Source organism: Cellulomonas sp. URHD0024 (assembly GCF_000426185.1).
GTDB lineage: Bacteria > Actinomycetota > Actinomycetes > Actinomycetales > Cellulomonadaceae > Cellulomonas.
Window position 1 is genome coordinate 45,563 of the sequence record NZ_KE384506.1, and the last position, 12,266, is coordinate 57,828.

At 67.9% G+C, this 12,266-nt stretch carries 10 protein-coding genes; 2 read left to right on the forward strand and 8 right to left on the reverse strand.

All coding sequences use genetic code 11. The annotated features are described in order from the left end of the window. Nucleotides 1-33: 33 nt before the first annotated feature. Nucleotides 34-984 carry a D-alanine--D-alanine ligase gene (locus tag I847_RS0119860; RefSeq protein WP_028051099.1) on the forward strand — a complete coding sequence of 317 codons (951 nt, stop codon included), beginning with the start codon at nucleotides 34-36 and terminating at the stop codon, nucleotides 982-984. Between the two features lie 129 nt (nucleotides 985-1,113). On the opposite strand, the gene I847_RS0119865 is transcribed toward I847_RS0119860, so the two are convergent. The 8 genes from I847_RS0119865 to rpmH form a co-directional block, all read right to left on the reverse strand. Next, nucleotides 1,114-2,445: a ParB/RepB/Spo0J family partition protein gene (locus I847_RS0119865; protein ID WP_028051100.1), complete on the reverse strand. Its 1,332-nt coding sequence runs from the start codon at nucleotides 2,443-2,445 to the stop codon at nucleotides 1,114-1,116. Further along, a complete protein-coding gene (locus I847_RS27640) occupies nucleotides 2,442-4,568 on the reverse strand; it encodes an AAA family ATPase (RefSeq protein ID WP_304412693.1) in 2,127 nt (708 codons plus the stop codon). The genes I847_RS0119865 and I847_RS27640 overlap by 4 nt, the downstream gene beginning before the upstream one ends. A 169-nt stretch (nucleotides 4,569-4,737) precedes the next feature. Further along, nucleotides 4,738-5,415, reverse strand: a complete 678-nt coding sequence (rsmG, locus tag I847_RS0119875; RefSeq protein WP_028051101.1) for a 16S rRNA (guanine(527)-N(7))-methyltransferase RsmG — start codon at nucleotides 5,413-5,415, stop codon at nucleotides 4,738-4,740. Between the two features lie 1,671 nt (nucleotides 5,416-7,086). Beyond that, complete coding sequence (locus I847_RS0119880; protein WP_028051102.1) at nucleotides 7,087-7,599, reverse strand: R3H domain-containing nucleic acid-binding protein; 513 nt, start codon at nucleotides 7,597-7,599, stop codon at nucleotides 7,087-7,089. Between the two features lie 22 nt (nucleotides 7,600-7,621). Next, the gene (yidC, locus tag I847_RS25000) at nucleotides 7,622-8,677 is read right to left on the reverse strand and encodes a membrane protein insertase YidC (protein WP_081681186.1); all 1,056 of its coding nucleotides are present in this window, start codon (nucleotides 8,675-8,677) and stop codon (nucleotides 7,622-7,624) included. 25 nt (nucleotides 8,678-8,702) lie between these two features. After that, nucleotides 8,703-8,999: a membrane protein insertion efficiency factor YidD gene (gene yidD, locus I847_RS0119890; protein ID WP_028051103.1), complete on the reverse strand. Its 297-nt coding sequence runs from the start codon at nucleotides 8,997-8,999 to the stop codon at nucleotides 8,703-8,705. A 7-nt stretch (nucleotides 9,000-9,006) separates the two neighbouring features. After that, nucleotides 9,007-9,372: a ribonuclease P protein component gene (gene rnpA, locus I847_RS0119895; protein WP_028051104.1), complete on the reverse strand. Its 366-nt coding sequence runs from the start codon at nucleotides 9,370-9,372 to the stop codon at nucleotides 9,007-9,009. 11 nt (nucleotides 9,373-9,383) lie between these two features. Beyond that, nucleotides 9,384-9,521 (reverse strand): 50S ribosomal protein L34, encoded by a 138-nt coding sequence (gene rpmH / locus I847_RS0119900; RefSeq protein ID WP_028051105.1) that lies wholly within the window; start codon nucleotides 9,519-9,521, stop codon nucleotides 9,384-9,386. A 512-nt stretch (nucleotides 9,522-10,033) separates the two neighbouring features. Here rpmH and dnaA point away from each other — a divergent pair. Further along, nucleotides 10,034-11,599, forward strand: a complete 1,566-nt coding sequence (gene dnaA, locus I847_RS0119905) for a chromosomal replication initiator protein DnaA (RefSeq protein ID WP_028051106.1) — start codon at nucleotides 10,034-10,036, stop codon at nucleotides 11,597-11,599. Nucleotides 11,600-12,266: the final 667 nt, after the last annotated feature.

Genomic DNA, 12,266 nt, shown 5'->3' on the forward strand with positions numbered 1-12,266 from the left:
CGACCGCACAGACCTCACGATGGAGTCGATCTCGTGACCACCACCTCGTCACCGAGGATCGTCGTCCTGGCCGGTGGCCTCTCGCACGAGCGTGACGTCTCGCTGAGGTCCGGCCGCCGCGTGGCGGACGCCTTGCGCTCGGTCGGGGTCGACGTGAGCGTGCACGACGTCGACTCGGACCTGGTCCCGGCGCTCGTCCAGCTGCAGCCCGACCTCGTCTGGCCGCTCCTGCACGGGACCAGCGGCGAGGACGGCTCGGTCCGGGACGTCGTCCAGATGCTCGGACTTCGCCTCCTCGGCGCCGGCCCTCGCGAGAGCCGAGTCGCGTGGAGCAAGCCCATCGCCAAGACCGTCGTGTCGCGCGCCGGCCTGTCGACGCCCGACTTCGTCACGCTGCCGCAGTCGCTGTTTCGCGAGCTGGGGGCTCGTCACGTGCTCGACGTCATCGTCGCCCGCCTGGGGTTACCGCTGGTCATCAAGCCGTCGCGGGGTGGCTCCGCTCTGGGAGTCACACTGGTGACGAGCCCGGACGACCTCCCCCAGGCGATGGTCGACTGCTTCGCCTACAGCGACACCGCGCTCGTCGAGACCGCCGTCGTCGGCACCGAGGTGGCGGTGAGCGTCGTCGACATCGGCGACGGACCGTTCGCCCTGCCCCCGGTCGAGATCGTCACCGACGGTCCCTACGACTACGACGCCCGCTACAACCCTGGCCGGACCGAGTACTTCGCACCGGCCCGGCTGTCGCAGGACGTCTCGCGTTCGGTCATCGGCGCCGCTCTAGCCGCGCACCGCGCCCTCGGGCTCGAAGGGATCTCACGAACCGACCTGATCGTCGACGAGGCCGGGACGGTGTGGTTCCTTGAGGTCAACGTGGCGCCCGGAATGACCGAGACGTCCCTGTTGCCGCAGGCCGCTGAGGCCGCCGGGCTCTCGCTCGGTGCGCTGTATCGCTCCATGGTGGACGCCGCGCTCAGCCGCTGACCTGCCGTTGGTCGATGCTGGTCCAGCGCGCTGAACTCCGTCCGTTGACGTGGCTACAGCGCGCTGACCTGCAGGGACGCTGATATGTACGGAATGCGCCCAGCATTTCGTACGTGATGCCCGCGCGGGTCACCCCTTGAGCAGGCCCGGGTCCTCGGGTGCCAGGCTCGCGAGGATGCGGTTCAGGTCCTGGACCGAGGCGAACTCGACGGTCAGTCGACCCCGCGACTTGCCGAGGCTGACCTTGACCCGCGTCTCGAAGCGGTCCGAGAGCCGCGCGGCCAGGTTGTCCAACGCCTCGTTCCGCTGACCTGCGACCGGCGCCGATCGACGCGCCGGCTGCTCCGGATCCCCGCCGAGCGACACGATCTCCTCGACCGCACGCACCGAGAGGCCCTCCGCGACGATGCGCTGGGCGAGCCGCTCCTGCGCCGCCGCATCCGGCAGGCCGAGCAACGCCCGAGCGTGACCGGCCGAGAGCACGCCGGCCGCAACGCGGCGCTGGACCAGCGGCGGGAGCTTGAGCAGTCGCAACGTGTTCGAGATCTGCGGCCTCGACCGGTGGATGCGCGTCGCGAGCTCCTCGTGCGTGCAGCCGAAGTCGTCGAGGAGCTGCTGGTATGCGGCCGCCTCTTCGAGCGGGTTGAGCTGCGAACGGTGCAGGTTCTCCAGGAGCGCGTCTCGCAGCAGGTCCGCGTCATCCGTGTCGCGGATGATCGCCGGCACGGTGTCGAGGCCCGCCAGCTGCGTCGCCCGCCACCGACGCTCGCCCATGATGAGCTCGTAGCCGTCCCCGACGTCACGGACGACGATCGGCTGGAGGACGCCGATCTCTGTGATCGAGCCGACCAGCTCGTCGAGAGCGTCCTCGTCGAACACCGTCCGGGGCTGGCGCGGGTTCGGGCGGATGGACAGCACCGGCAGCTCAGCAAAGCGTGCGCCGGGCACGGGCACGAGGCTCGTGCCGTCGTCCACCGCGCGGTCGTGCACTGCGCCATCGGCGACCGCGCCGTCGTGCGCTGCGCCGCCATTCATCGTGCCGTCGGCGACCGTGCCGTCGGCGACCGTGCCGTCGGCGACCGTGCCGTCGGCGACCGTGCCCGGGCCGTCGGTGCCGGCCGCTGCGGTCTGCTGCGTGATCGACTCGACAGTCCACTCCTCCGAGGCACCGTCGACAGGCCGTTCCTCCGTCAGTGTCCCCGTCACGGCGGCGGCCCCGACGCCCTCCGTCGCGGCGGCCGTGGGCGCGCTGGGCTGTCCCGCCTGGCCCCCGGCGGCTGCGTCGACAACGACCGCCTGCGCGGCGGCAGACTCCGCCGCCTCGAGAGCTGCGGCCTCGCGCTTGGAGTCCGGGAAGAACACGTCGACCGGACGCTCGGCACCCGTCGGACGTTGACCGTCCAGTCCGGTCGGGATAAGGGCCCCGAGACCCCGGCCCAGACCGCGTCGCTTCTCGCTCACTGTTCCTCCTGGTGGGCGGCCATCGCCGCCGACTGCGCATGGATGACTTGGCCGACAGGCCCAGCCTGCTCGCGTTCCTGCTCGTGGTTGGGGACGTCACTTCCGGCGGCTCGCGTGGCGTCGACGTCGGACCGTCGTCCGGCCTCGTCACCGGCTGCTGGGCGGTTGGCGTCCTTGCTTGCCGCGCCGCGCTCCGCCACCTCCCGCGCTGCCTCGAGATACGCCAACGCGCCGGTGGAGCCGGGGTCGTAGGTCATGACGGTCTGGCCGTAGCTCGGCGCTTCGGAGATGCGCACCGATCGCGGGACCGTCGTCCGCAGCGTGAGCTCCGGAAAATGCGTCCGAACCTCGTTGGCCACCTGCTGGGCAAGGTTCGTCCGCGCGTCATACATGGTGAGCAGGATCGTGGAGACGTGCAGGGTGGGGTTCAGGTGTGCCTGGATGAGCTCGATCGTCTTGAGCAGCTGGCTCAGCCCTTCGAGCGCGTAGTACTCGCACTGGATCGGGATCAGAACCTCGCGCGCCACCACGAAAGCGTTGACCGTCAGCAGGCCGAGGCTCGGTGGACAGTCCACGAAGACGTAGTCGATGGGTGACTGCCCGGTCGCACTGCGCCACGCCAGGTAGGTGTCGAGAGCGTTCCGCAGGCGCGTCTCCCGCGCCACCATCGAGACGAGCTCGATCTCGGCGCCCGACAGATCGATCGTCGCCGGCAGGCACAGCAGATTCGGCACGTCCGGGCTCTCCTGCACCGCCTCGGACATCGGCGCGCCATCCACGAGGACCTCGTAGATGGACGGGGTGCCCGAACGATGCTCGATCCCGATCGCCGTCGACGCATTTCCCTGGGGATCGTTGTCCAGGACGAGCACGGTCAGGCCGGACTGCGCGAGCGCGGCTGCCAGGTTGACGGTTGTCGTCGTCTTGCCGACGCCGCCCTTCTGGTTCGCGACCGTGATGACGCGCGTGCTCGGCGGCCGCGGGAACCGGCGTCCACGGAGCTCGATCCGGCGTCGCGCGTCCTGCTGCAGCTGCGCCATGAGCGGGGTGTCGTCCGAGGCCTCAGGGAGGCTGTCGACCAGAGCGGCCCGTCGCCTCTCATCCGGATCGCCATCGCGCCCCGACCGAGTCCTGGTGACATTCGCCGCGCCGTCGCCGTTCGCTGTCTCGCGTCGCTCGAGCCCGTGGTCAGCCCCGACGACGGACGCCGCTCCGGTCGTGCCCTCCGTCAGGGCTGCGCCGGCGCCGATTGCCTCCGTTTCACGTGAAACGGTGGATGTACCCAACCCGTCCGCCGGGACGGCAGCGTCGGCCGGCTCGGGCGTCTGACCGCCCTCGATGGCCCCTTCGGTCGACACCGCGCTGGCAGTCGCTGCAGCGTGGGTGCTGAAGCCGGCCGTTTCTGGTGGAACCGCAGTGTCACGTGGAGCTGAACCAGGTCGCGTCATGGCGGGATCGCCTCCGACGCTGGCTGCTTGACGCGCATCCGCCTCAGACCACGAAGTGAGGGTGGGCTTGACGTCGCCCGTAGCGCCAGCCACCGTCACCGCGGTGTCGAGGTCGTTGCCTGTCTCGCGTGCCGTGAGGTCGGGCGACGTGACCGCGAGGCTCCCCGCGGCTTCCGCTTCACGTGAAACCGTGTCGGCCGACGTCGCCGGGGTGTCGGTTGCAGGAGCCGTTTCACGTGAAACCGGGTCGGCCCACGTCGCCGGGGTGTCGGTTGCAGGAGCCGTTTCACGTGAAACCGGGTCGGCCCACGTCGCCGGGGTGTCGGTTGCAGGAGCCGTTTCACGTGAAACCGGGTCGGCCCACGTCACCACGGTGTCAGTTGCATGAGCCGCTTCACGTGAAACGGCGGGCGTCCCGGAAACGTCCCGCCCACGTCCCTGGGGCGGGAGCGGAATCGCCGCTTCGACCGCCACGTCTCCGGACTCAGTCGGGAACCCTTGCGCACTCGGGTAAGCGGCCCCGTCATCAGCGGTCAGGGACCGTACCTGGCTCGCCCATGCTCCCCCTGCCCTGGACGATGCAGGTGGGGTCACGGGCGCGGCCGCCGGATAGGAACTGCTGGAGACCGAAGAAGGGCTGGCTGTCACGGGTGCCGGAAGCGTGGGAGTGGCCACCGGGTCGCCACCTGGGGTGGTACCTGACTCCCCGATGTCATGGCGGCCCGGAAACGGCGCACTGGGAGGCTCGACGGTCACACCTCCTCCGTCGAAGGGGCCAGCAGTGCGCTGAGCTGCCTCGGCGTCCGCGTGCGTCGACTGGGCCTCGTCAGGCCGCTCCTTCTTTCTACCGAACACCAGGCACAGCCTCCCGTACGACTCGGACAACCCTCGTCACGTCGACTCCCTCGATCGTCGGTGCATCCAGCACGGTCGCGGGCCCGGCGCCGAGCTTGCGACCTAGGTGCCGTGCGTCCTCAACCTCGGCCTCCGCCTTGCTGCCCTTCAGCGCGACGAACGTTCCACCCCTGGCCAGTAGCGGCATGGCCCACCGGTACAGCTTGTCGAGCGAAGCCACGGCGCGAACCGTGACGGCATCGCCGATCAGGTCTCCATGAACGTCTTGAGCTCGACCGCGCCGAACGACGACGTTGCTCAGGCGAAGCTCGGCCACAACCTCGCTCAGCCAGTCGGTGCGCCGCTCCATGGGTTCGAGGAGCACGACTTCCGCCTCGGGGATCATCGCGGCGACCACGACGCCTGGGAGCCCTGCTCCACTGCCCAGGTCGATGATCCGACCCGTGTCCGGGAGGAAGGGAACGACGGCCGCGGAGTTGAGCAGATGCCGCTCCCAGAGACGCGAGAACTCCCGAGGGCCGACAAGTCCGCGCAGCTCGCCCTGACGGACCAGCAGGTCATGGAAACCGAGGACCGCCGGCCACGCGGCTCCGAAGTAGGCCTCGACGCGGGGATCGCCCTGTAGCGGGTCGGCTCCGTCGACGTCCGTCGACCGAGCATCCGTCACAGTCAGATCTCCTCGGTTTCACGTGAAACGAACCTGTGGCTACCGGTCGATCGCGACCAATCAGCGGTGCGTCGAACGACCCGTCGAGGCCGTCCGATCGCGACGCCTACCGTACCGTGCGCGGGCTGCCGAGCTCGCCATCCACAGCGATGGGTTCACCTCGTGGACGGGTCCGGACCAAGAAGAAGGAAGCGCCGCGCCACCCTTCCCATCGAGTACCGGTCCGGTTCACATGCCAACGCGGGTCACACCGACCCTGACGACTGGACCCTGCGTGCCATGGCGCCGGGCGACGTGCCGTGAACCAGGCAAAGAGCGGCAACCACGCCGACGAGCGCGAGCCACAGCGGCGATCTGCCGGCCATGTGTGCGACTCGCCCGGGCATCGGCCGCTGCGGCCGCATCCGAGACCGCGAGCCGCAACCCGCTCCTGGCCCCACAACAGGGCCCGTAGTCTCCTGGCGCCGCGTCGGCACGTAGGGCTTCGCTGGAAGCCCAGTGGGTCGCGGAGCGTCTTGCCACTCCTGCCCACGCACACCTAGCCGCTGCTTCCGCCAGATCGCCCAGCTTCACCGAGACCCCGCCACCACTACCGCCAGATCGGCCGACTCCACCGAGACCCCGCCACCGCTACCGCCAGATCGGCCAACTCCACCGAGACCCCACCACTACCGCCAGATCGGCAAACTCCACCGAGACCCCGCCACCACTACCGCCAGAACCCCAGCTCCACCGACACCCCGCCACCACTACCGCCAGATCGCCCAACTCCACCGAGACCCCGCCACCACTTCCGCCAGATCGCCCAACTCCACCGCGACCCGGCCTGCACCCTCCCGGCCGATCGACGCCACCGCCCTGCGCGATGAACCACGTGACTGCGCGAGGAGCAACGTTCCACGTGAAACGCAGACCCGGCGCCCGGGTGAACACGTCCCTGGCACATCCGGGACAGTCCTTCCGGGGGACGCGTAGCAATCGCAGCGCCCTACCTTTCGCTACCGCGCACCGCTGGCACCACCTACCAGTGGGACATGGCCCGGCCCAGTGATCCGCCAGGACATGTACAGCGGTTGTCAGCCCATGCCGCGTCGTGTGTGGCGAGGACGCGAGGCGCGCTGTTTCACGTGAAACAGCGGCCCGATACCGCATGGCCGGTTGGAGCCGTACCGATGAAGCGCTGTGAACCTCGGGCATACGGGGACCAGCCCGTTCTGGTCGCGCGCGACTCTTGCACGTCGTCGCGAACCGACTCTCGGCGCGCGTACGGAGGTTTGTCTCTCGAGGACGCGTGGACTGAAGGCTGATTCATGTCGCCCCAGGTTTCACGTGAAACCATCTGCCGCGGACACGGGCCGGGGACCCTCGACACCGCAGCTCCCACTGTCAGGCGTCCGACGCCGGGCATTCCGCCCCGGCCCCAGACGAGCGCCGGCGTGTGGATTCGTCGTTTCACGTGAAACAGGGATCCGGCCGCCGAGCTATCAACGGATCCACAGCCGCAACCCGGCCCAGCAAGGAAGGGGGACATCAACCGCTGTCGGACCCCCTCACGGCGGCGTATCACGTGAATCTGCGCCTGGCGGCAATGGCAAAACGACCGAGGGGGCGAGCCGCTTGGCACGCCCCCTCGGTACACCGCACATCAGAGTGCGCCTACTCGACCCCGGTTCAGGCGGGCCGGATCACCACGTGGCGTTCGGGCTCCACGCCGTCGGAGTCGCTCGTCAGCCCGGCTGCGGCAACAGCATCGTGCACGACCTTGCGCTCGAACGGGTTCATGGCAGCGAGTGCGACGGGTGCGCCGGACTCCTTGACGCGCGCGATCGCCTCCGTCGCGACGGTCACCAGCTCGGCCCGACGGGCAGACCGGTACCCAGCGACGTCGAGCATCAGTCGACTACGTTCGCCGGTCTTCGCCTGGACGGCGAGGCGGGTGAGCTCCTGCAGAGCGTCGAGCACCTCGCCATCGGCACCGGCAAGGCGACGGAGCGACCCGTCGGCGGGGTCCTCCGAGACGATCTCGACGGCAGCACGACCATGGTCGACGTCGATGTCGATGTCGCCATCGAGGTCGGCGATGTCGAGAAGCTCCTCAAGGTAGTCGGCAGCGATCTCACCCTCCTCCTCGAGGCGCTTGGTGCTGGTGAGCTCGACGGGGGCTTCGGGATCAGTTGAAGTCATGGAACGGCACTCCGATCAACGTCTACTTCTTGGGCTTGGTGGGGGGCTTGGCGACTGCGGCGTCCGTGGGCCCGGGATCTTCTTCGATCCCGGGCGCAGTCCGGGGCTTGCTGCCGTCACCAGTCGGACTGGGCTTGACGCGGTCCTTGCGCTTGGGCTGCTCACGCTGACCGCGGGGCTTCTCTTCGATCTGCGGTACGGGGGCGTCCTCGATCACACCCTTCGCCGCCGCCCTCTTCGCCTTGCGCTCCTTCATGGCGATCTCAGCCTGCGACCCCGGTGCCGGCATGCGGCGGATCGTGTAGAACTGCTGGCCCATGGACCAGAGGTTGGTGGTGGTCCAGTAGATGAGGACACCGATCGGGAAGTTGACGCCGGAGAAGGCGAAGATCAGCGGCAGGACGTAGAGCAGGATCTTCTGCTGCTGCGCCATCGGACCCTGGAGGGCCGCCGGCGGCATGTTCTTCATCGTCAGCTGGCGCTGGGTCAGGAACGTCGTCGCGGACATGCAGATGATCAGGACGACCGAGACGATCTTGGCGCTGGTCGGGTCTCCGGTGCCTGGGTTCCTGAACGAGCTGGAAAGTGAAGCACCGAAGATCGTCGCTTGTTCGAAGGACTGAGCGAGCGGCTGAGTCATCGGTCCGAGCGGCGGCTTAGCGGTGGACGCGATCTCAGGAACGGTGTTCAGCACGCGGAAGAGCGCGAAGAAGATGGGGGACTGCAGGAGGATCGGCAGGCACGAGGCGAACGGGTTGGTGCCGTGCTTGCGGTACAGCTCCATGGTCTCGCGGCTCATGGCCTCGCGCGACGCTGGGTCGGACTTCCCCTTGTACTTCTTCTGGATCGCCTGCATCTCGGGCGCGAGGAGCTGCATTCCTCGTGACGCCTTGATCTGACGGAAGAACAGCGGGATCAGCGCGATCCGGATCACGACGACGAGGCCGACGATCGACAGCGTCCAGGCTGCACCGCTGTCCTTGTCGAGACCGAGCGTCGTGAACAGTGCGTGGAACTCGACCAGGATCCAGCTGACGACCAGCATGATCGGATGGAGCAGGTTGTCGAAAAAGCCCATGCGGACGAGACTCCTCAGTCGTGGATCAGTGCGCGGACGGAGCCGCACCGAGGTGACGGTGTGAACGGTGCGCAGCGGGAACGTCGTCCACGCCACCGGGGTTCCAGGGGTTGCAGCGCAGGATCCGCCAGACCGCCAGGTAGGTGCCGCGCAGCGCTCCGTGGCGCTGAACTGCGATGACGGCGTACTGCGAGCACGACGGGTAGAACCGGCACGTCGGCGGTGTCATCGGCGAGATGTACCGCTGGTATCCGCGGATCGCCATCAGGAGCAACCTGGACGGGACCCGTGCGACCGTGTGCAGCGTCGAGAGAACAGTCATGGGATGACTACGCACCGATCCGTCGCGCCGAACGTCGCGCGGCCGTCTCGAGCGCCGCGTCGAGGTCCGATCCCAACCGGGCGTAGCTGCTGGTCGCCGACGGCGGCAGTGCGCGCACCACGATGCCGGCGTCCGGCGGAAGGTCCGCCAGTCGGGCTCGGACGAGCTCTCGCAACCGCCGCTTGACGAGATTCCGCGTCACCGCGGAACCAACGGCCTTGGACACGACAAGACCGACCACCGGCCCCGAAGGGACGTGATCGGTCTTGGTCGTCAGATGCACCACGAGGGTGTCCCGTCCGCCGCGCGCGCCTCGGCGCACCGCCTGCTCGAAGTCGGCAGCTCGGCGCATCCGATGCGCGGCGGGCAGCACCGACGGTGATGTCAGGCCGAGAGCTCCGCGCGGCCCTTGCGGCGACGGCCCGCGAGGATCGCGCGGCCGGCGCGGGTGCGCATGCGCAGGCGGAAGCCATGGGTCTTGGCGCGACGCCGGTTGTTCGGCTGGAAGGTGCGCTTGCTCACGAGAGTCTCCAACTACATCGGGTGGGCCTCGCATGTACCGCGCGACCGGGGTTCGGGCTGCCAAGATCGACTGATTCCACGAACACGCAGTGCAACAAGTACGCGTGCGGCGTCTAGGCGCGCCAGCAGGAGGCCATCGATAAGGCTGCAATACCGTACTTCCCCCCGCGATGGCGGGTCAAATGCGCGCGAGTCGCGAACACCGAGTTGCACAGCACGTGCCGACAGGACGAACCGGACGTCACCCGGTCGAGAACTGCCGCGCCTCATGCGCGGCTACTACGCTCGTACCTCGTCGCCAGGGGCAGCGGCCTGTGGACCATGCGCACGTTGATGAGCTGGGGACGGGCGACCGAGGCGATGCACGCGACGTCGGAGGTACCCGTCCTCACCGCCGGAGACGGTGGTCGGAGCCGACACGATCAGCCGCTCACAGGTGTGGACAACTGTGTGGACAACGCACGACCGTGCGAGACTCGACCACCCACGCGAACGAACAGCTGAGGTAGCACGTGTCACAGGACGAAGAGCTCGCACGGGTCTGGGGCCACGTCGTCTCAACGCTGGAACAGAGCCCCGACATCACGCCGCGGCAGATCGCGTTCGTCCGACTCGCTCGGCCGCTCGGCCTCCTGGACGGCACGCTGCTTCTCGCCGTCGGCAACGATCTCACCAAGGACTACCTCGAGTCGCGCGTCCGCGGCGAGGTCACCGACGCCCTGAGCACAGCCCTCGATCGTGAGGCCAGGTTCGCGATCACCGTCGACCCCGAGCTCGCGGACGACGCGCCGCCGGCCCTGCGCGTCGTGACCGCAGAACCGCGCTACGACGAGCAGCGGAACGACCAACGCAGCGGCAACGACCAGCTCCGCGACTACGACCGTGAGCTCGACGAGTCGCGACGGGACTCACGGGCCGACCTGTCGTTGGTGCAGAACCACGATGACGGCTCCTCGACTGCTCGTCGCGACACCCAGCGCACCGAACGCCCGTTCCCGAGCAGCAACGACGACCGCCAGTCGAACCGCAAGCAGCCCGCCGAGCCGGCTCGGCTGAACCCGAAGTACCTGTTCGAGACGTTCGTCATCGGTAGCTCGAACCGGTTCGCGCACGCTGCCGCCGTCGCGGTCGCGGAGGCGCCGGCCAAGGCCTACAACCCCTTGTTCATCTACGGCGACTCGGGCCTGGGCAAGACGCACCTGCTCCACGCGATCGGTCACTACGCCCAGAACCTCTATCCGAGCGTCCGCGTGCGGTACGTGAACTCGGAGGAGTTCACCAACGACTTCATCAACTCGATCTCCGAGGGCAAGGCCGGCGCGTTCCAGCGCCGCTACCGCGAGGTCGACGTGCTCCTCATCGACGACATCCAGTTCCTGCAGGGCAAGGAACAGACGATGGAGGAGTTCTTCCACACGTTCAACACGCTGCACAACGCCAACAAGCAGGTCGTGATCACGTCCGATCTGCCGCCCAAGCAGCTGAACGGCTTCGAGGACCGGATGCGTTCGCGGTTCGAGTGGGGCCTGATCACCGACGTGCAACCCCCGGACCTCGAGACCCGCATCGCCATCTTGCGCAAGAAGGCCGGCAGCGAGCGGCTGCAGGCACCGCCGGACGTCCTGGAGTACATCGCGTCCAAGATCTCGACGAACATCCGCGAGCTCGAGGGTGCACTGATCCGGGTCACGGCGTTCGCGAACCTCAACCGGCAACAGGTCGACCTCTCGCTGGCGGAGATCGTCCTGAAGGACCTGATCACCGACGACCAGACCACCGAGATCACCGCGACGCAGGTGATCGGTCAGACTGCCGCGTACTTCGGACTGAGCATCGACGACCTGTGCGGCTCGAGCCGGTCACGCGTACTGGTCACCGCCCGGCAGATCGCGATGTACCTGTGCCGCGAGCTGACGGACCTGTCGCTCCCGAAGATCGGCCAGGCGTTCGGTGGCCGCGACCACACGACCGTCATGCACGCGAACCGCAAGATCCGCGAGCTCATGGCCGAGCGTCGGTCCATCTACAACCAGGTCACGGAGCTCACCAACCGGATCAAGCAGCAGAACCGCGGCTGACGCGCCTCGACGGGGGTCGAAGCACCCCTGTCCATGTCCGTTCTGACCCGAAATGACTGACCTGCTCAACATGGTTATCCACAGCCGTCCACAGGAACCTGGGGATGTTTGTGACGGGATTCACCTGATCGGACGAATTCCCGACTTCGCGCGCCGAACCAATCGCTGACCTGCACAGTCGCTGCGGACCTACCCATTCCGGACACGCGAAACGGCCGAAATCCGGGCAAGACCGGGTGAAGTTCATGAGGCGACTCTCACCGTCGAATCGATTTGACCCTCTTGACGCCAACCTTCATCCCGCTCCTGAAGCATCCATGGGACGAATCTCCACACCTGTGTGTTCACCTGTGGACAGCGGTGGACGACCCCCCGAGCGATGTGGATGACAAGCAGCCCGTCGGTGGACGCGAATCGGGTCGTGCGCAGGCGCCCACCGTCGTCCACCGACCGTCCGATTTGGCGCACAGGTGCCGTACACATGTGATTCGACGCCTGACCTGCGCCGACGAGCGTCGTCCACACGATGCACAGCACCGATGACGATGACGACAACTCTCTCTGTGATGGATCCACACACCGCCAGAACGTGCCGAGCGGTTCACGAACCACAACCGTGTCCGAGACCGCACCGAGCGTCGGAGCAAACGCGTAGTGTTCGCCTGAC

Coding starts and splice junctions, on each gene's coding strand:
- I847_RS0119880 (WP_028051102.1), bottom strand. CDS start 7,599: ATGACTTCAACTGATCCCGAAGCCCCCGTCGAGCTCACCAGCACCAAG.
- yidC (WP_081681186.1), bottom strand. CDS start 8,677: ATGGGCTTTTTCGACAACCTGCTCCATCCGATCATGCTGGTCGTCAGC.
- yidD (WP_028051103.1), bottom strand. CDS start 8,999: ATGACTGTTCTCTCGACGCTGCACACGGTCGCACGGGTCCCGTCCAGG.